Origin of the sequence: Novipirellula artificiosorum (genome assembly GCF_007860135.1) — a bacterium.
Classification (GTDB): domain Bacteria; phylum Planctomycetota; class Planctomycetia; order Pirellulales; family Pirellulaceae; genus Novipirellula_A; species Novipirellula_A artificiosorum.
Genome location: NZ_SJPV01000006.1, coordinates 383441 through 403372, shown reverse-complemented (window position 1 = coordinate 403372; position 19932 = coordinate 383441). Strand labels below are relative to the sequence as shown.

17 protein-coding genes are annotated in these 19932 nt (G+C 55.0%); 11 read left to right on the top strand and 6 right to left on the bottom strand.

Annotated features, from left to right (window positions below; all coding sequences use genetic code 11):
• Position 1: 1 nt before the first annotated feature.
• The 3 genes from Poly41_RS18420 to ispG all read left to right on the top strand — a co-directional run bounded on the left by Poly41_RS18420 (position 2) and on the right by ispG (position 6228).
• A complete protein-coding gene (locus Poly41_RS18420; RefSeq protein ID WP_146528175.1) occupies positions 2-3508 on the top strand; it encodes a PSD1 and planctomycete cytochrome C domain-containing protein in 3507 nt (1168 codons plus the stop codon).
• Positions 3509-3526: 18 nt separating this feature from the next.
• Positions 3527-4984 (top strand): DUF1501 domain-containing protein, encoded by a 1458-nt coding sequence (locus Poly41_RS18415; protein ID WP_146528174.1) that lies wholly within the window; start codon positions 3527-3529, stop codon positions 4982-4984.
• 104 nt (positions 4985-5088) lie between these two features.
• Positions 5089-6228: a (E)-4-hydroxy-3-methylbut-2-enyl-diphosphate synthase gene (ispG, locus tag Poly41_RS18410; RefSeq protein WP_146528173.1), complete on the top strand. Its 1140-nt coding sequence runs from the start codon at positions 5089-5091 to the stop codon at positions 6226-6228.
• A gap of 107 nt (positions 6229-6335) precedes the next feature.
• On the opposite strand, the gene Poly41_RS18405 is transcribed toward ispG, so the two are convergent.
• Positions 6336-7376: a zinc-binding alcohol dehydrogenase family protein gene (locus tag Poly41_RS18405; protein WP_146528172.1), complete on the bottom strand. Its 1041-nt coding sequence runs from the start codon at positions 7374-7376 to the stop codon at positions 6336-6338.
• Positions 7377-7385: 9 nt separating this feature from the next.
• Entirely contained in the window at positions 7386-8264 is an 879-nt protein-coding gene (locus Poly41_RS18400) for an amidohydrolase family protein (RefSeq protein ID WP_231615763.1), read from the bottom strand.
• Between the two features lie 377 nt (positions 8265-8641).
• On the opposite strand from Poly41_RS18400, the gene Poly41_RS18395 reads away from it, so the two are divergent.
• Positions 8642-9568: a sigma-70 family RNA polymerase sigma factor gene (locus tag Poly41_RS18395; RefSeq protein ID WP_146528171.1), complete on the top strand. Its 927-nt coding sequence runs from the start codon at positions 8642-8644 to the stop codon at positions 9566-9568.
• 94 nt (positions 9569-9662) lie between these two features.
• Positions 9663-10517 (top strand): leucine-rich repeat domain-containing protein, encoded by an 855-nt coding sequence (locus Poly41_RS18390; RefSeq protein WP_197231422.1) that lies wholly within the window; start codon positions 9663-9665, stop codon positions 10515-10517.
• Positions 10518-10665: 148 nt separating this feature from the next.
• Here Poly41_RS18390 and Poly41_RS18385 read toward each other — a convergent pair whose 3' ends face one another.
• The 3 genes from Poly41_RS18385 to Poly41_RS18375 all read right to left on the bottom strand — a co-directional run bounded on the left by Poly41_RS18385 (position 10666) and on the right by Poly41_RS18375 (position 13416).
• Positions 10666-11877 carry a hypothetical protein gene (locus Poly41_RS18385; RefSeq protein WP_146528169.1) on the bottom strand — a complete coding sequence of 404 codons (1212 nt, stop codon included), beginning with the start codon at positions 11875-11877 and terminating at the stop codon, positions 10666-10668.
• A gap of 199 nt (positions 11878-12076) precedes the next feature.
• Entirely contained in the window at positions 12077-12520 is a 444-nt protein-coding gene (gene tadA, locus Poly41_RS18380) for a tRNA adenosine(34) deaminase TadA (RefSeq protein WP_146528275.1), read from the bottom strand.
• 50 nt (positions 12521-12570) lie between these two features.
• Positions 12571-13416, bottom strand: coding sequence for a family 16 glycoside hydrolase (locus Poly41_RS18375; RefSeq protein WP_146528168.1), 846 nt, complete (start codon positions 13414-13416; stop codon positions 12571-12573).
• Between the two features lie 113 nt (positions 13417-13529).
• Between Poly41_RS18375 and Poly41_RS18370 the strand changes: the two genes are divergently transcribed.
• The 6 genes from Poly41_RS18370 to pstB all read left to right on the top strand — a co-directional run bounded on the left by Poly41_RS18370 (position 13530) and on the right by pstB (position 19135).
• Positions 13530-13952 (top strand): VanZ family protein, encoded by a 423-nt coding sequence (locus Poly41_RS18370; protein WP_231615762.1) that lies wholly within the window; start codon positions 13530-13532, stop codon positions 13950-13952.
• 177 nt (positions 13953-14129) lie between these two features.
• Positions 14130-15047, top strand: coding sequence for a polyphosphate kinase 2 (gene ppk2, locus Poly41_RS18365; protein WP_146528166.1), 918 nt, complete (start codon positions 14130-14132; stop codon positions 15045-15047).
• Between the two features lie 251 nt (positions 15048-15298).
• Positions 15299-16366 (top strand): phosphate ABC transporter substrate-binding protein PstS, encoded by a 1068-nt coding sequence (gene pstS, locus Poly41_RS18360; protein ID WP_146528165.1) that lies wholly within the window; start codon positions 15299-15301, stop codon positions 16364-16366.
• A 23-nt stretch (positions 16367-16389) separates the two neighbouring features.
• Positions 16390-17388: a phosphate ABC transporter permease subunit PstC gene (pstC, locus tag Poly41_RS18355; protein WP_146528164.1), complete on the top strand. Its 999-nt coding sequence runs from the start codon at positions 16390-16392 to the stop codon at positions 17386-17388.
• On the top strand, positions 17385-18299 hold the full coding sequence (pstA, locus tag Poly41_RS18350; protein ID WP_146528163.1) for a phosphate ABC transporter permease PstA: 915 nt from the start codon (positions 17385-17387) through the stop codon (positions 18297-18299). The genes pstC and pstA overlap by 4 nt, the downstream gene beginning before the upstream one ends.
• 11 nt (positions 18300-18310) lie before the next feature.
• Positions 18311-19135: a phosphate ABC transporter ATP-binding protein PstB gene (pstB, locus tag Poly41_RS18345; protein ID WP_146528162.1), complete on the top strand. Its 825-nt coding sequence runs from the start codon at positions 18311-18313 to the stop codon at positions 19133-19135.
• A gap of 124 nt (positions 19136-19259) precedes the next feature.
• Here the strand turns inward: pstB and Poly41_RS18340 are convergent, their stop codons facing one another.
• Complete coding sequence (locus Poly41_RS18340) at positions 19260-19868, bottom strand: hypothetical protein (RefSeq protein ID WP_146528161.1); 609 nt, start codon at positions 19866-19868, stop codon at positions 19260-19262.
• Between the last annotated feature and the right edge of the window lie 64 nt (positions 19869-19932).

The following is a 19932-nucleotide window of genomic DNA, read 5'->3' as shown; positions in this document are numbered from 1 at the left end:
CATGACTGTTTTCCGATGGATCACCTGTTTGCTGCTCGTTTCGGCAATCTCGAGCGAGGCGATGTCTGCAACGCCCAGTTTCAGTCACGATATTCGGCCGATCCTGTCGGCCCACTGCTTCGCGTGTCACGGTCCCGACGAAGAAGAGCGGATGGCCGACTTGCGGCTTGATTCGCCCGACGACGTTGCGGCAATGGTCGTTTCCGGCGATGCCGATTCGAGCGAAATGTTTGCTCGGATCACCAGCGATGACGAAGACGTGCTGATGCCACCCGCCGATTTTGGCAAACCGTTAACGGCTGACCAAATCGAAGCGATTCGACAGTGGATCGCAGCCGGTGCTGCTTACCAGGAACACTGGGCCTTTGTCGCGCCGACGAAGCAAACACCTGCGTCGGTACCGATCGATTCGCCAACCGATGCGATCAACCATTTTGTCCAGCAAGCGATTGAGGAGATGGGACTTGTCGCCAATCCTGCTGCGGACGACCGGTCGCTTCTCCGCCGAGTCTGTTTGGATCTTACCGGCTTGCCGCCGAATCGCGAACAAGTGGATACGTTTCTTTCGGATGCGTCCCACGATGCGTATGAGCGGCTGGTTGATTCGCTACTTGCCTCGCGGCACTATGGCCAGCACATGGGGAGGTACTGGTTGGACTTGGTTCGCTATGGTGACACGCACGGGTTGCATTTGGACAACTATCGCGAGATGTGGCCTTATCGCGATTGGGTCATTGACGCGATGAACGCGAACATGCCCATCGACCAGTTTTTCACCGAACAATTGGCTGGGGATCTGTTTCCCGATGCGAGCGAGGCTCAGCGGATCGCCAGCGGTTTCAATCGGCTGAATGTTACCACCAATGAAGGCGGCTCCATCTATGACGAAGTGTTTGCACGCAACGTGATCGACCGAACCGACGCGTTTGGAACCATCTTTCTAGGGATGACGACGGGTTGCAGTGTTTGTCATGACCATAAGTTTGATCCGTTGACCATGCGAGACTACTACTCCTTATCCGCCTATTTCAATAGCCTCGACGGCAAAGCGATGGATGCGAATATCAAGGATCATCCGCCGTCAATGCCGGTTCCAACGCAGCAGCAATTGGATGAGATTGCGGAGTGCGAGAAGGAACTCGTCGCCTTGCGAACCGAAATGGCAGGTCCCATCGAAACCGTTGATGCTTCCCAGCGAGATTGGGAGCGTTCGCTGTCGGATCAAACTGCGGAGAATTCGGTTGTCCTGCATCCGACAAGCGTGGTGTCCGAAGCCGGTGTGGAAATGAAGACGCACGAGGATGGAACCGTTGAGGTGGTCGGAGAGGCTGCTGCGAAAGACACGACGACCCTGATCGCGCAGCTACCAGCAAACTCGGCTTGGAAAACCCTCCATCTTGAAGCCTTGGTCGAGGAACCAAACGATCGAGTGGGGCTGTCATCCAATGGCAACGTCGTCCTTTCGGAAATCGTGGTCGAGTGGAATGAGAGCGACGCGGAAGAGGGCTGGATGGAAGTCCCGGTCGTACATGCCGTTGCGGATGTTGAGCAATCGGACGGTTCCTTTGCCGTGAAGTATGCGATTGATGGAAAAGTGAAGGCTCAAGAGGGTTGGGCCGTCCACGGGCATGGGCCGAGCGGGCCGCGCAACGCTTGGTTTGTCCTTGCCCCCCTGCTGACGGAGTCGCCGGATGCCAGACTGCGTATCCGACTCAAGTATCAGTCGGTTTATGCCAAACACCAATTTCGCAAGATCCGTTTATCGTTGGCAACGACCATGCCGTCGGTCCCCGAGTCGCAACGGATTGTCTTGGGATCGATGCACAGCGTCGGACCTTTTCCCGTTGCCAACACCGATCTCGCGTATGACCAATCCTTCGCATCCGAGCAGTCCAAGTTCGATCCGAGCGAGAGCTTTCGATTTGAAGATCAGGACTATGGGTGGCAGCACCGTGAGGATTTACCGACCGTGGCGGTTCATCGGCTTGGCACCGTAAGTGACCGAGCGAGCGTGATGGTACTCCATCAACCGTTAACAGCCCCATCCGATCAAAACGTAACTCTGTTGATCGACACCAGCGACGGTCACGTCGTTTATCTGAACGACAAAGAGGTCGCAAGACGTCAAGGTCCCAAAACGATCCGACCGCTGTCGGAGGAATACGAATTGAATCTCAAAAAAGGTGAGAATCGTTTGTACGTCAAAGTCGTCAATCATGCGGAACCTTCGATGTTTTGTTTTGCTTTCCGCTCTCCGGCAATCGACACAGGACCACAACTCGCTCAACTCGCGGGGATCCCCCCGTCCGACCGAAGCGACGCAGAAACGATCTCACTTCGCAAGTATTTCCGAAGCGTTGTTTGCACACATCCCGATTGGTTGTTGCTCGGAAAGCTCGAATCGGGATTACTGAAACGAATCGAGCAGATTCGCAGTTCGATTGCGACCACGTTGATTTGGAAGGAACTCAAAAAACCACGACAAGCACACCTCTTGCTTCGCGGTCAATACGATTCTCCTGGCGAAGCGGTCGAGCGACGGACTCCCGGTTTCCTTCCCCCCATGGACGACGCGTTGCCAAACAATCGACTGGGCTTAGCCAAATGGTTGACGTCCGATTCCCATCCGCTCACATCGCGAGTGGCAGCGAATCGAGTCTGGCAACAATTTTTTGGTATCGGATTGGTCAAGACGAGTGAAGACTTTGGAAGCCAAGGCCAACCGCCAAGCCATCCCGAATTGCTGGATTGGTTGGCCGTTGATTTTCGCGAAAACGGTTGGGATCTGAAACGCCTGACCAAAGCGATTGTGATGAGTGCGCCCTACCGCAGGTCGGCAAGGATTCATCCGCGGGCGCAGGAACTCGACCCGGAAAACCGCTTTCTCGCGCGAGGTCCTCGCTTTCGACTCGATGCCGAGATGCTACGAGATCAAGCGTTGGCGATTTCGGGATTGCTTGTCGACGACATCGGTGGCCCGAGTGTCAAGCCACCCCAACCGTCGGGGCTCTGGCAAGCGGTGGGTTACACACGCAGCGATACCGCAACGTTCTCGGCCGACAGCGGTGACAAGGTGTACCGACGTAGCGTCTACATTTTTTGGAAACGCACGAGTCCGCCCCCCCAGATGACCACGTTTGATGCTCCGAGTCGTGAGTCGTGTGCTGCTCGGCGTGAACGAACCAACACGCCGCTGCAAGCACTGCTGTTGATGAACGAAACGCAATACCTTGAAGCGGCACGAGCCCTGGCGGGTCGTGTGTTCGAGCAAGAGCACTTGAAGACACCCCAGGACCAAGTGGCTTGGGTATTCGAAACCGTTACGGTTCGCCCGCCACAGTCAAAGGAACTTGAAGAGCTCGTGGGGCTCCTTCATGATTTGACCGTTCACTATACACAGCATCCCGAACAGGCCGCGAAATTGACCGGCGACTCTTCAGCCGATTCCGCAGCATGGACCCTTCTATGCAGCACCCTCTTGAACCTCGACGAAGTCGTGAACAAGTAACTTGATTCGAAGAATACAATGACTCTCCCATTTGACTCTCTGCAAACCCTTCGTCAACAATTGACTCGCCGTGCCTTTTTTTCGCGGACGTCGGCCGGCATGGGGGCCGCCGCGCTCGCATCGTTGGATCAATCGGTTGGTGCATCTGCGGTGCGTGGATTGCCTGGATTGCCGCATCACCCCCCCAAGGCAAACCGTGCGATCTATCTGTTCATGTCGGGGGCGCCCAGCCAGATGGACATGTGGGACCACAAACCGGCCATGGAAGATTGGTTCGACAAGGATTTGCCCGAATCGATTCGTATGGGCCAGCGATTGACGACCATGACGAGTGGACAGTCGCGGTTTCCCATCGCGCCAAGTATCTATTCCTTCTCGCCTCATGGTGAAGCAGGAACGATGGCCAGTGAATTGGTTCCGTTCATGGCGAAGAAGGTCGATGAGATCGCCTTGGTCAAATCGATGTACACCGAAGCGATCAATCATGATCCAGCGATCACGTACATTTGCACAGGGAACCAGCTTCCGGGAAAGGCGAGTTTGGGGGCATGGTTGAACTATGGGCTCGGTAGCGAGAACGAGAACTTACCCGCATTTATCGTGATGACCGCCTCCTGGACGGGACGTAAAGAGGCACAGGCGCTCTACAACCGATTGTGGGGCAGCGGGTTCTTGCCGAGCAAATATCAAGGCGTCGCACTTCGCAGCGCCGGCGATCCCGTGTTGTACCTGTCAAATCCAGACGGGATCGATCGTTCGGTCCGCCGTCGGATGCTCGATAGTTTGGCTGAGTTGAACCTAGCCACAGCGGAACGTCTCGGCGACCCCGAAACCAACGCTCGTATTGCCCAATATGAGATGGCGTTCCGAATGCAAACGAGTGTCCCTGAACTTACGAATATCAGCGATGAACCCAAACACATTCTCGAGATGTATGGTCCCGACGTGACGGTTCCAGGGACGTTTGCCAATTGTTGTTTGATGGCGCGGAGGATGGCGGAACGTGGTGTGCGATTCACTCAAATCTTCCATCGTGGATGGGACCAGCACGGAACGCTGCCAAAGGACTTGCCGAACCAATGTCGTGATGTGGATCAGCCATCGTCCGCTTTGCTGAGCGATTTGCGACAACGAGGCATGCTTGATGATACGCTGGTGGTTTGGGGAGGTGAGTTCGGTCGAACGGTCTATTGTCAGGGCAAATTGACGAAAACGGACTATGGACGCGACCATCATCCCAAGTGCTTCACGGTTTGGCTGGCGGGCGGCGGAGTCAAGGGAGGCGTCGTTCACGGAGAAACGGATGAATTCAGTTACAATATTGTCAAGGATCCGGTTCACATTCGGGATTTGAACGCGACCATCTTGCATTTGATGGGAATCGATCACCAACGGTTCACGTATCCGTTCCAGGGACTCGACCAAAAGTTAACGGGCGTCGAGGAAAGTCGGATCGTCCGCCAGATTCTGACGTAGCCCCCCACAGGTCATCCTGACAGCGTGACGTTTCAACGCTATCTTTGGCGGCCCAAACGAGTTGATCCTGACACTGAGTCTCACACTGAATTCGATTCCGCTTCATGACCATTCAACGCAATCCTACGCGCGCCGTCCCGATCGGTTCGATCTGCATCGGCGCTGGGCATCCGATCGCCGTACAGAGCATGACCGCGACCAAGACGCAAAACATTGACGCCACGGTCGCACAAGCAGAAGCCCTGCGTGAACGAGGCGCTGGCGTCGTGCGGATCGCGGTCGATAGTGACAAGGATGCGGAGGCCCTTGCCGAGATCCGCAAACAAACCACCGCAAACTTGGCGGTGGATTTGCAAGAGAATTTTCGCTTGGCGGAAAAGGTCGCGCCGTTCGTCGATAAAATTCGATACAACCCTGGCCACCTTTACCATCATCAGCGAGAAAAGCCGTGGCAAGACAAAGTTCGCTTCCTGGTCGAGCAAGCGATCGAGCACGATTGTGCGATTCGAATTGGTGTGAATTGTGGCAGTGTCGATCCTGCAAAAAAAGAGGCCGGGGACCCAACGGATTCCATCACCCCCATGATCCGCAGCGCGATCGAGCACTGTGAGTTTATTGACTCGATGGGATTCGACCGCTATGTCGTGTCGCTAAAGGATAGTGACCCGCGACAGGTGATTGAGGTGAATCGACGGTTTGCCGAGATGCGTCCCGACGTGCCGCTGCACCTGGGGGTGACCGAAGCTGGCATGCCGCCGGACGGCATCGTCAAGACTCGCATCGCCTTTGAACAACTGATTGGTAAAGGGATCGGGGATACCGTGCGGGTTTCGTTGACGCTGCCGAACGATCGCAAACCCGAAGAAATCGATGCGGGGCTATCGATCGTTCGCGATATTTACGATGGGCGAGTCCGCTCGGTGGTCGTCTTTGACGATACCCAATTGAACATCATCAGTTGTCCAAGCTGTTCGCGAGTCGAGAACGAGGCGTTCATCGAATTGGCGGCGAGCGTCAAAGAGATGACCGCCTATGCCCAAGCGTATGCGATCACCATCGCTGTGATGGGATGTCGCGTCAACGGTCCTGGCGAAACGGATGATGCCGACCTCGGGTTGTGGTGCGGTCCCGCAAAAGTCAATCTGAAGCGAGGTACCGAAGCGCTTGGTGCCTTCGGCTATGACGAAATTTTGCCCAAGCTCAAGCACGAACTTGATCAATTGATCGCCAAAAGGCAGCCCTAAGCATCGCGTGAACAACAAGTGACGACTTGGGTCGTGGACGAGGCTACGAGTCCCGTGTTGCAGGACTCGTGGCCTCGTCCACTACGTTGGTTATTGATCTCGCGATGCTAAGTGACTTCGATGATCGCCTTGATCACGCCCGATTCTGGGCGAGTGAATGCGTCGAAATCGTCGAGGACGGCATCAAATCCGGTTCGGTGTGTGACCCAGGGATCGGTGTTGATGGTGCCATCTTCAATCAGCCCGATGATTCGAGAGAAATCGGTCGGCATCGCATTGCGCGACGCCAACAAGGTCGCTTCCGGACGATGCATCGTGGGGTGCTTGAAGGACAGTTCGTCTGTGGTGATGCCCACGTACACCAAACGACCAGTCGGTGCCAAATAGGTCAGCGCTGCCGACATCGAGTGCTTGTTTCCCGTCGCATCGGTGATCACCTGGTAAAGATCACCTCCGGTGACTTGTTGCATTCGATCGATTTCCGATCCATCACCTTTGAACAACACCGTGTTCTCGATGCCGTAGTGCTGTCGAACAAAATCGAGACGCGCTTCGTTCATATCCATCACACTGATGGTCGCATCGGTCAGCCGAGCAAACTCAAGGGTTGCGAGTCCAATCGGCCCCATTCCAATGATTAACGCATGGTCCGCCGCACCGAACTTTCCCGACCCAGGTGCGCCACGATCATTCGCGTGGCATCCGATCGCCAGCGTTTCCACCAGCGCAAGTTGCTCGTAAGAGAGCTGGGCGGATCGGTGCAACTTATCCGCCCGCAACAGGAACGAGTCACACAACCCTCCATCCATCATGACGCCGATGACTTTGAGCCGCTGGCAACAATTCAATGCCCCGCGCCGACACGCATAACACTCGCCACAGTCCATGTACGGTTCCACGCTGCATCGGTCGCCAGCCTTCACATTTGTAACACCTTCGCCCACTGCGATCACTTCCACTCCCAACTCGTGGCCAGGAATTCGCGGAAAATCAAAGAACGGGAACTTCCCCAAGTAGCAGCTGATGTCCGTGCCGCAAACGCCCATGCGGTGCGTGCGGACAAGCGCCTGCCCGACCCCCGGTGCCGAGGGCTCGTCGATCTCGATTCGTTTCAGTTGCTTGGGTTCACTGATCTGGATCGCACGCATGATGTGTTCCTAAAGGGTGTAGGCATTGATTGCCGCATTGGCAAAAAACTCGGCCTGTTCCGTGGTCGAAAGGTGACTCGCAAGCTGCTCGGTGGTTTGCAGCCAACGCAAGTATTCGGTTTTCAGCAAACAGACGGGCCAGTCGCTGCCGAACATCAATCGCTTGGGAGTGAACACTTCGAGCGCAATGTCAAAATACCTCCGGATCGAATCCAAATCCCAACACGCATCTCTCACTTCGGTCACCACACCCGAGAACTTGCAGACCACATTGTCTCGTTTAGCCAGCTCGCGAAAGTGGACCTCCCAATCCTGGTCGAACTGGTCGTTTTGGATCGTGGGTTTAGCGATATGGTCGAGCACAAACGGTTGTTCGGGGTGCAAGTCGACAAACTCGATCGCAGCGGGCAATTGACGTGCAAAGATCAGCAGGTCGTACACCAAGCCGAACGGTTTCAACAACCGGATGCCTCGATTGAAATCCGCTCGCAACAGGAATTGATCGTCCGGTTCGTCCTGGACCACATGTCGAACCCCCTTCAAGGCTGAACAATCGGCATATCGGGCCAACACCTCAGGCAGCTCAGGTGACACCAGCGGAACCCAGCCGACGACACCACGAATCAGGGGCTCCGTATCCGCCAATCGCAGCAGGGTGTCGGTTTCTTCGAGCGTTTGCCGAGCTTGAACCGATACAAACCCGTCCAGATTGGCGGCCAAAGCGATTTCGCGAAGTTGGGGTCCCCAAAAATCGTGCCGCAACACCGCCATCTCCTCCGAGATCCATGTGTACTGCTCAGCAGAGTACTTCCAAACATGGTGGTGGCTATCGATTCGCATATCCAAATGAGCCGTCTTTCGCTTGAAGTGACCGTCTTTCGCCGGCAAGGAACTTATCCCGTTTGTGCCGTTTTCGCAATCCATCGGGAAGCCTGCCAACCGGGTGGCCTGCGACCCAGGAAGCGTTGTGGCCGAACACCCTCTTCTTTCTCCAATCCAACGCGGCCACTTAATCGGAACGTTCGGAATGATCGCTCCCTTTTGACCGGTCTTGAAGCGGGATTGCTGCAATTGCCGATGCTAGCATTGTTCCCCTGACCCCAATCCCTGTCGAGACGCTCGGCTCACTTACGTTCTACCCTCCCAGCAGCATCACCTTCTCCCCGCACCGCGTCACCTCCAGACGCCGCGGGACAGGAAAGTGGATGGTGTCCAGAACGTAAGATGAGCGCGAACGACTTGACACCTCGACTGCCGAGCTATCCATGTCGCAATCTGAAGTTCTTTCGCTTGAATTTGATACCGCATCCGATTTTGAACTCGAAGAGTCACGAGTCCGTACCAAGAAACGGGCTCCCCGCTCCGCCGCGGCACAATCGCCACTTGAGACGTATTTGCGTGAAATCAATGAGACCGCACTGTTGTCAGCGGACGACGAGTCGGAGCTTGCCGAACGCATCGCACAAGGAGACGCCTTGGCTCGTGACCGCATGGTGCGAGCGAATTTGCGACTGGTGGTCAACATCGCTCGCGGCTACACCGGCAAAGGTCTTGGCTTGCAGGATCTGATCGAAGAGGGCAATCTCGGGTTGTTGCGAGCGGTCGAGGGCTTTGACCCGACGGTCGGGACTCGTTTCAGCACTTACGCAAGTTATTGGATCAAGCAGTCCATCAAACGTGCTTTGATCAACAGCGCCAAAACGATTCGGATTCCTGCCTACATGGTCGAGTTGCTGAGCAAGTGGCGTCGAGCGACGGCGCGGCTGAGTGAAGAATTGGGGCGAACGCCATCCAACGAAGAGATCGCTCGCGTGTTAGGTTTGCCGAAAAAGAAGCTGCCGATCATTCGAAAGGCGATTCGCATCAGTAACAGCACGCCACAAAGCGACCAAACCGAAGCGGGCTGGTCGTTGGGTGACATGGTGATGGACGAGCGTCTCAAAGCCCCGGATGAGGAGATGCTTGATCACGATATCCTTCGTCATGCGATGGAATTGCTCGGTGACTTAGAAGACCGGGAAGCGACCGTCTTGAAACTTCGATTTGGCCTGGGCGGTTGCGAACCCAAGACGCTCAAGGAAATCGGTGCCGAATTGGGGCTGACGCGCGAGCGCGTCCGCCAGATCGAGACCGAGGCGCTGCGACGATTGGCGGATGGTTTGACCGATCCCCATGAGCGATTGTTTGGATAGGAATCCCCTTCGATGAGAGGCCCCGTCGAGTTACGATAGAAAGACCGCCATGTTGAGTATCGGTCTCGGACGTCTATCCTGCTTGAGTTGTCAAATGCCTCCCCTGAAGCTTGCCCTCGCGCCGTTGGTTCTGCTGCTGATGCCGATCACGGTGTTTTCGGATCAGGATGGCAAAACTCCTTCCTCGCTGTTCCCCGATGCCGGTCTCGATGCGGCGGTTCGTGCCCAGGTCTACAACAAACGCGACACCGTCGTCCCGCTGACCCCTGACGATGTCGTCAACGTCTCGCAAATCCATGCATCCAGCAGGACCATTAAGAGCTTGGAAGGTATTCAGCATTGCGGATCCTTGATGCTGCTGGATGCTTCGGAGAACGAGATTTCGGATTTATCGCCCCTTGCGAGATTGCCGCGATTGCAATCGCTGAACTTATCGAGTAACCAAATTCATGACATCGCGGCGCTCGACGGACTTGCGGCAATGCAATGGTTGGATCTCTCAGGCAACGACGTCCGAGATCTGTCCGCTTTGAAAAAGATGGCGAATTTGCGAACGCTTTACCTTGCCGACAATCAGATCGAGTCGATCGACGCGCTTACGGAGTTGCGAAAACTCTGGTCCCTTGATCTCGCAGACAACCATGTTTCCGATTTGTCGGCGCTCAAGCATCTGAAGTGGCTGCGAACCTTGAACCTCGACGCCAATCCGGTGCAAACGTTAGCCCCCTTGGCATCGCTGCAAGAACTAAAAAGGTTGATCCTTCGTGGCACGCCGCTTCGTGACCTTGGTCCCCTGATCGAAATGTGTCGAAAGGATTTCGAGGGTGGCCGCCACTTTGCTCCGTTTCTGCGAGTCTACCTCAGCGAAGATTCTCGGACGGGTGATTCCCTCGGCGATCAAAGCAACCAGCTCCGGTCCTTGGGCGTCAAAGTTCACGTTTCACCCTAAAGCGTTTGGGTCCGTGACACCGTTTTCGGATGGCATGTCCGTTCGAACAAGTGCTTTTCGATCGTGAGGGGGCACACGAACAGAGCATACGAAAACAGGACAGGTGGTAAGCCTGTCCTGGATGCGATTTGCGTTGTGACGTGGTGGGTTATCGATTTAGCTCGATGCCGAATGTGCCACCCACCATGACGACGTCTTGGTCCGAGTCGCCACCGATCAGTAGGTTTGATGGGCCTTGTGGCGGGCCACCTCTCCAAATCCCGGTTGCGAAATCGATCACTTGGAAGCCACCGCGAAGTTTGATCGACTTGGTCAATTGGTAGGCCATCTCTCCACGTATATCAAACCCGATCACGAACTCCTCGTTGCGAGTGTAGACGGGGGTTGTCTTGTCTACGAGCTCGAAAGAAACCTCCGAACCAATTCCGTTGCCATCGTAAACCGTCGTGTCGACCGTTTGCTGGGTCTTTGCACACTGCAGGCTTCCACCGGTGAAGGCTCGGAAGTCCGCAGAGAAAGTAAACCGATCGCGGAACTTGATGTACCGGAAGCCAACCTGACCGGCAAGGACATCGTTTTCGGTGATCGTGGAATCGGTCAGCAATCGTTCGTAATCATCGCCAAGAATGAGGTCGGACAACAAACTGCCATCAAGCGTCGTGCGGTAATCTTGGCGGACGTTGTAATCGTTCAATCGGCTCCATCGGAATCCGACAAACGGTTCCAAGATGCCGCCATAGTGATACGGTTCCATTCGCCAATGCTTGTTGAGCTCGAAGCTGTCGTATTCCAGGACGTTCAGTGCGTCTTGAACCCAATACTGACGCACATTGTATTGAAGAACGTTTCCGTCACCCGCAGGAACGATCGCTCCAAATGGAGGTCCAACAACACCGTCCTTGGAACCGTAGGGCAACAAGTCTCCTTCATTGGTGCGGTTGAGTCGTTCACGGATGACCGTGTCATAGGCGCTGGGACCATGAAGATTTGTGTAGGTGAACATCCAACCGTGCTCGACGTCCGGCAACATGTAGCCGATTTCGTAGCGGTTCCCCCAGCCAAGATCGAGCTTGGTCTCAGCGGATGTCAAATCGTCTAGTTCTGGACGCGATGCGTAAAGAGCCAGCCGATCGTAGGTGGCAAACCACCCTGTGTTCGCCCGTTTCTTGGGCTTCATGTCGGCAAGGTCCATGTCCGTAACCGGACGAAACCATTGAAAGTCAGGTTCAAAAGCAAAGGGATCCGCTGGCGGAACATGTTCCTGTGCGTTTCCTATGGCGATTGCACCCAGCATTGCTAGGCTTGTGAGCAGGCTTGCCGTCAGCTTCCGTACCGACATCGCGTGTTCCACCGTCTTCATGAAGTTGAGATTGAGTAGAATCCCGCCGGCTATGCAGCGATCATATCGACGCACGAAGCATCGACACAAACAGATTCTAATTCAGGTTGTGCCGGTAGTATCGGCTGGTTTGATCACGAAGGCTTAGTCTGTTTGGCTGTGGAAGCGGCAAAAAACCGAGAATCTGCAGAATCGGTACAAATTGCCATTGCCGGGAACGCTATTTTTTGCCCATCGCTCGTTTGCTTGCAAAAAATTCGGTCAAGACTTGACCGCATCGGTCCGCCAGCACGCCGGACGTGATGTCGCAACGATGGTTCAGCCTCGGATCCTCAAGCAGGTGGTACAAGCTGCTCACCGCGCCGGCCTTCGGATCGGCCGCACCAAACACCACGCGAGGAATTCGAGATTGCAGAATCGCCCCCGCACACATGATGCACGGCTCAAGCGTGACGTAGAGGGTGGCATCTTCCAACCGCCAATCTTCGATGGAAGCGGCGGCTTGCGTGATCGCTATCATTTCTGCGTGAGCCGTGGGATCCTTCAAGGATTCTCGCTGGTTCGACGCCGCAGCAATCACGCTGTTCCGCCGGACAATGATCGCACCCACCGGAACCTCGTCCTCCAAAGTCGCCTGATACGCCAACTCCAACGCGCGCCCCATAAAGTGAGCATCGACGTCCAGCGTTAAGGGTTGGGAGATTTCCTGGTCGCTCACTCGGCGGTCACATCCTTTTTCACGTCACTCTTCTTCGCGTCGCTTTCTTTGGCACCCGCGTCCGGCACCGTTTTGTCACCTGGCTTCGTCACGGGCAATTTTCCGATCCGAATATTGCGGATTTCCGAGGCGCACTCGTACGCCGCGATGCCCATCGGTACGCACAAAAACATCTCGGATCGGATGTCAAATTCGTGGCCCTCGCGGACTTGCTCGATGACTTTCTTGTCATCAAGCCAGCATTGGATCGCCGCGTCCGTCACTCGTACTCGGACGCGATACCACTTTTCGTTGTCAAAACTGCGGAACCGGGTCGTCGAGTTCTCGCTCGCATCGTACCCATCAACGCTGCTCAGCCCGATGACGCCGCCTCCCCACCCGCCAAGCACCAAGCTGATGGGCGATTTGCCGACGGGAAACGTCAAGGCACAGAAAAAATCGTAACCATCGGTTCGACGAGCTTCCAAGGAGATCTCGTAGTTTTCGCGAAGGACGGGGCCCTCCCAACGAATTCCCGTCAGCGGATCACCCGAGGCTAGGGTCACCGAATTGCCTTTCAGCACGACTTCGCCATCTCCCCCAAAGTCGCAAGGAACCCAAGAGTCCTGTAGCGGCTTCATCTTTATTTTATTGGCTGTTTCCGCCGGTTCTGGCTTCTTCGCAGCAGGTTTGTCCGGCTGGGTGGCCGAATCGGTGGCGGTCGTGTCCTCCGACACCGTTTGCGCGACCGAAAAACTGGGCTGGCACCCGAAACTAATCAGCAGCGATAAGGCGAAAGCTGAAAAACGTGGTCGAGATTCAATCATCCGGTAACAAAAACAAAGCACAGCACGATTCCTCATGGTGGGGGTATCACTTAGCTCAATAGGGCAGTTTTTCGATCCGAAGACTTGCCTTCAAACGAAACGGAGTCAGTATGTCAACTATTCCAGCTTATCCCACATGCGACACAACCATGCAGTCCGTCACAAAAAAAACCATCTTGGGAGTCCGCTTGGCCGTTGCCACGCTGGTTGCGTATTGGGTCGCGATCTTTGTCGGAACGCACCTGCCGAATCACGTCATCCACGGCCCTGCCATTAGCGACAAGCTGATGCACTTTAGTGCCTTCGCCGGCCTGGGTTTGCTGTTGTGCTACATCACGACGTCGGACCGGCTCGTCCGTCGGTTCAGTATGATCGCGGCGATCGGATTGTGCTATGCCGCAGCCGACGAATGGTCACAAGGATTTGTCAAAGGGCGGACCACCGACGTGATGGATTTTTTGGCAGACGCGGCTGGGTTGTTTGCCGCCATCGCCGTCTATCTGATTTGTCGAGCGATTTACTATCGCTGGACCGCCACGGCCAACGAGCCGAGGCTCGATTCGGTGGGCTAACACGCCCCTCGTTTTCGAACTGGTTTTGCGGCTCTGTTTATTAGATTCTTGTTAAGAAACGGAGTGTCGTTACGCAGGTTCTTGCGAATCGGCTGGGCCGATTGCTCGGTAACCTTGACGGGATTCTTGAATTAACAAGAATCGTTCCATGAATCTCGCGTCAGGTAAGAATCATGCATGGGAGTGCCTAGTTTGCAGACGAACGATGAAAGCTACCGTCGGATTCGAGAGGAAATTCTCGATTCCATTGATGAAGAACTTGAGGCGGAACTTGATGATGCGATTGTCGAACGTCCTGACCACCCGGGGCAACAGCGGCCCAAGGGGTTTCGACGGAAGTACTTTGTCGAACTCGTAAAACTTCAGCGTGAGCTTGTCAAGCTTCAAGAGTGGGTTGTTGAATCGGGTGCAAAGGTTTGCATTCTCTTCGAGGGGCGTGATGCAGCCGGAAAGGGGGGTGTCATCAAACGCATCGTTCAACGACTCAATCCTCGCGTCTGTCGCGTGGCGGCCTTGCCGGTCCCCACGGAACGGGAAAAGACTCAATGGTATTTCCAACGCTATGTCGCCCATCTGCCCGCCGCTGGCGAGATCGTCTTGTTTGACCGAAGCTGGTACAACCGAGCAGGAGTCGAGCGTGTGATGGGCTTTTGCAGCGATGAGGAATACGAAGAGTTCTTGAAAACGGTCCCTGACTTTGAACGGATGCTGGTTGGATCAGGAATGCATTTGTTTAAATACTGGTTGTCGATTAGCGATGAAGAACAGCAGTTTCGTTTTCAGTGCCGAATTCACGACACGCTGAAACAGTGGAAGCTCAGTCCCATGGACTTAGAATCACGCAAACGCTGGGAACAGTACACGATCGCCAAAGAGATCATGCTTGAACGCACGACGCTTTCGGAAGCTCCCTGGTTCGTGCTCAACGCGGTCGATAAAAAACGGGCGAGACTGAACTGTATTCGACATCTGTTGTCGCAAATTCCCTATCGGGAAGTCGAACGGGAACCACTCGACTTACCGAAGCGAGAACGCCATGACGACTATGCCCGTACGCCCGTGCCTCGCGATTTGATCGTGCCGGAATACTATTAGTACTTCGGTCCACCTTCCCTCGCTTCACATCGAGCAGTGACGGACTTGAGGCCGTTGCCCGTCGGTATCGCAACGGGTGAGCCGTTCTCTGGCTCGGGTTGGCCGAAATGTTTCCCGTAACGGTTACAGCTTCGCAGGTTGGTTAATAATACGTTAAGGAAGGTTTCCCCAGGCAATTCGCTCAACTAAAAAGGTGGGGTCGACTCTTGAACTCTCCTAACCAGGGCTCTTTCGCCTGTCTGAGGTACACCGTGTCCAAGCACTTACCCTTATGTCTCACCTGCATCGCGATCGTGGTGGCCACAGGATGTGGTCCTGCAAGGTCACCCAACTCCTCGGGGGCTTCCGCGGGTGGTTCCGGCGAGACCATCAAGCTGCAAGGTTCAGGAGCGAGTTTCCCCGCTCCCCTTTACGGACGTTGGTTTAAAGAATACAGCGCCGCGACCGCGGGTGTAAAAGTGGACTACCAAGCGAAGGGAAGCGGTGGGGGCATTAAAGACTTCATTGAACACACCGTCGACTTTGCAGCCAGTGACGCAGCGATGAATGACGACGAGATCTCTCAGGTCGATCAAGGGGTTGTGCTGCTTCCCATGACAGCGGGCAGCATTGTTTTGTCCTACAATCTTCCCGAGCTTTCCAAGCCGTTGAAGCTATCGCGAGTCGCCTACTCTAAAATTTTCCTTGGGCAAATCTCGAACTGGAATGATCCTGAGATTGCCAAAACGAATGAGGGCGTGAAGCTTCCCGATTTACCGATTACCGTCGTGCGCCGGGCAGACAGCAGCGGGACAACCTTTGTGTTTACCAATCATTTGAGTGAAATCAACCAGGAATTTGCGGACGGACCTGGAACAGGAAAATCCGTCAATTGGCCTGAAAGCGACAAGTTCATCGCGGCACCCAAGAACGACGGCGTGACTGCGACGATCATGCAAACCCCCGGTGCAATTGGTTACATCGAGTATGGGTTCGCACAGCAAGCCAAGTTGGCCATGGCGGATTTGGAGAATGCGTCGGGCAATTTTGTCTCGCCGACGTTGGACAATGCGAAAGCGGCTTTGGCAGGTGTGAAGATGCCGGCCGACATGCGAGCATGGCTCCCCGACCCGAAGGGTGATCAAGCTTATCCAATTGTCAGCTATACCTGGTTGTTGTGCTATGAAAAGTATGACGATCCGCAGCAGGCGCAAGCATTGAGTGATCTCGTGCGCTGGTGTCTGACCGAAGGACAAAAATCGAGTGCCGAGATGGGCTACGTCCCGCTGCCTGAGATCGTTGTTGAAGCCGTGACACGAAAGCTTGATTCGATTCAGTAGTCACGATCACCCTGAGGATTCTGATGGCTGCTAAGACGTCCAAAGCCGAATTCAGCGATGCGCTGTCGACCTCGTCGATCTCATCGCCGCCCTCGGGATCCGAACTTGTGAAAGACCGAGTTTTTCGCGGGTTGACGCAAGGGTTCGCATGGTTGACCGTGGGATTGGTGTTCTACATTGTTTACGAAGTTGGCGGCAAAGCGATGCCGGCGATTCAAGAGCACGGACTCCGTTTTCTGACGACAACAACCTGGGATTTGCAGAAAGAGCAATTCGGAGTTCTCCCTGAGATCTGGGGGACGCTCTACAGCTCGCTGCTGGCACTGTTGATTGGCGGATTCTTTGGAATCGCCATTGCGATCTTTCTCACCCAGGACTTCCTGCCTCCGAAGATGGAGTGGGTGTTCAAGAATATTGTTGAGATGTTGGCTGCGATCCCCAGCGTCGTTTACGGATTGTGGGGGATCTTCGTTGTGATTCCCATGATCCGGCCTGCAGCAGGCTGGGTGCACGAGCATCTTGGCTGGATTCCTTTGTTCGGAACCTCCTTGTCGGGGCCAGGAATGTTGCCAGCCGCATTGGTCTTGTCGATTATGATTCTGCCGACCGTGTCAGCGATTTCACGTGATTCGCTGAGTAACGTGCCAGGCAAGTTAAAGGAAGCGGCCTACGGACTCGGCGCGACTCGCTGGGAAGCGATCTTTGGAGTGATCCTTCCGACGGCATCGACGGGGATCTTTGGCGCGTTGGTCCTTGGTTTTGGCCGGGCTCTTGGCGAAACCATGGCGCTTGCGATGTTGGTGGGCAATTCGAACCAGATGAGCATTTCGCTTTTCTCACCGGGCAACACACTTGCTGCTCTGCTGGCAAACCACTTCCCCGAAGCGGGAGAAAAGGAAGAGCCGGTTTTGATGTACGCGGCGCTGGTGTTGTTATCGATCACGTTGCTCGTCAATGTTTTTGGTGCATTGCTTTTAAAACAGGCATCGAGTCGACTCGGTGCTCGCGGAGGGCCAAAATGAACTCGGCGGAAATCGCGGAAGAATTCAAAGACGTCGACTTCTCGCAGCTGGAACGGTCGCTGAGACATCCACGAACGTTTCTCAGTGCTGCGTTGAGTTGCGGAACGGGAATCGCGACGGTCGTCGCTTGCATTCCGCTGTTCAGCGTTTTGGTCATGCTGATTTGGCGGGGAGGAAAAAAACTATCACTGGAACTCTTTACGGCATTGCCACCCACCGCGTTTGAACAGGGCGGTGGTTTTGGCAACGCGATTGTGGGGACACTTGTCATTGTCGCCATTGCGGCCTTGATTTCGATTCCGGTGGGTGTTTTGACGGCCGTTTTTTTGGCGGAGTTTGGTCCGGATAGCAGAACGGCGTCTGTGGCGAGGTTTTGTGCCAAGACGCTTACCGGGCTGCCATCGATTCTCGCTGGCGTTTTTGCCTATGCAGCCGTGGTGTTGGCGACGGGATCCTACTCGGCTCCGGCCGGTGGCGTCGCGCTGTCGCTGTTGATGCTGCCGACGGTCATCTTGACGGCCGAGGAAGCGATGCGGATGGTGCCGCTGCGGATGAAAGAGGCAGCGATTGGAATGGGTTGCACCAAGACACAGGTGGCTTGGAAGATCGTTATACCGACGGCGTTCCCGGGCATTCTGACTGGCGTCATGTTGGCGATCGCGCGTGCAGCGGGTGAAACCGCGCCGCTGCTGTTTACCGCTCTGTTTAGCAACTACTGGATCTTCGAAGAGGGGCAATCGCAGATCATGGAGCCCACGGCTTCGCTCGCAGTCTTTATTTACAACTTTTCCGGCATGCCCTTCGAGAATCAAATCGAAATGGCCTGGGCAGCTTCTTTGGTCTTGGTGCTGATGGTCTTGACGATCAACGTCTCAGGGCAATTCATTTCTCACCGTTCAAAATCCGTTTAGGAAACGTCACCATGATTGCAACCACGAACGAACCCACTCAATCACCGGGTCCCAACGCAAAAAATCACCTGTTGCTCGACTGCAAAATCGACAATCTTTATTACGGTAACTTTCGTGCGGTTCGCGATAGCCATGTGCCGATCCATCGGAGTTCGATCACCGCGTTTATTGGACCCTCTGGCTGCGGAAAAAGTAGTGCATTGAGGTGTCTGAATCGCATGAATGATCTTGTGCGCGGATTTCGGTTTGAAGGCCACGTTCATTTCCGCGGCAAGGACATTTACCACGCCAAGGTCGATCCGGTTGCCGTTCGCCGCTACATCGGGATGGTGTTCCAACAACCCAATCCCTTTGCAATGAGCATTTACAACAATGTCGCTTTTGGGCTGCGACTGAATCGCTACCGAGGTGACATTGCAGAGAAAGTGGAAGCTGCACTACGCGGCGCGGCGCTCTGGGACGAGGTCAAGGACAAGCTGAAGAACAGCGGCTTGTCGCTCTCTGGTGGGCAGCAACAACGGCTGTGTATCGCGAGAGCGATCGCAACGGAGCCGGAGGTGTTGCTGATGGATGAACCTTGCTCGGCGCTCGACCCGATCGCAACGCGGCGGATCGAGGATTTGATGCAGGAGTTAAAGGAAAAGTACACCATTGCCATCGTGACCCATAACTTGCAGCAGGCAAAACGGGTCGCGGACCGTACCGCGTTCATGTATGTCGACACTTCGGAAGGAGGACGAACGGGTTATCTCGTCGAATTCGGCGAGACGGACGGCCTGTTTGAATCGCCGCAAGAAGAGGCAACCAAGCAGTACATCCGTGGGGAGTTCAGTTAGAATCGGGTCGGAAGTCGAATGGCCTCCGAAAATGCTACGAGCCTCCGAGGCATTGCGCCGGCGGAGACTCGAAAGGATCGCTACACGTTCATGCGGTGATGGCGTTTTTTGTCCGCCCCACCGACTATTGAACTTCGACGGTTTCAAGCCCATCGGAGTAGGCATTTTGATAGACGCTTGGCGTCGGAGGAAGCAAAGGTTCTTGATACACCGGTGCGGAGACACCTTCCCAGCTTTGGGACGGACCGGCGACCGGCATCGGCACCGTCAACATCATGCTGTCACAGGCCTCGTCACAAGCGCCGATACAGCCGCATGGTTTCTTTTCAGCTGACCAGGTGTACTCGCAAGCGGGGCACTTGTATTTCTTAGTTTTCAAGACACAAATGGTTCGCGTCCGTGCTCCGTTGTGAACACAGTGAGTGCAGCCACCCCCATCGCACGAGTCGCATCCAGCGCACGACCGCATCGCTTTCTTTTTCTGCCAGGGAAAAACGACGCGCGGGATGCAGATGACTTTGGTTTCGGTTTCAAAGCATTCCTTCTCGACCTCCACTTCTTTGGCGTCGAGCTTGCAGACGTGGTCGCATGACGGGCAGCGTTGGCAGCAGCCGGTTTGGTCGAGACAACCCTGTCCGAGTTTTCCAGCGGACGCGGTTTGGGGTGTAAGAACGCAGAGGGCAGTGGCAAACATTGCAAGTTGCGTGAGACGAACGAATGATCGGATATTCATGGGTTTCCTCGTTGATGAATCGGTTCACCGCTTCCAATGGCGGTGACGTGGATAATGGATGGTT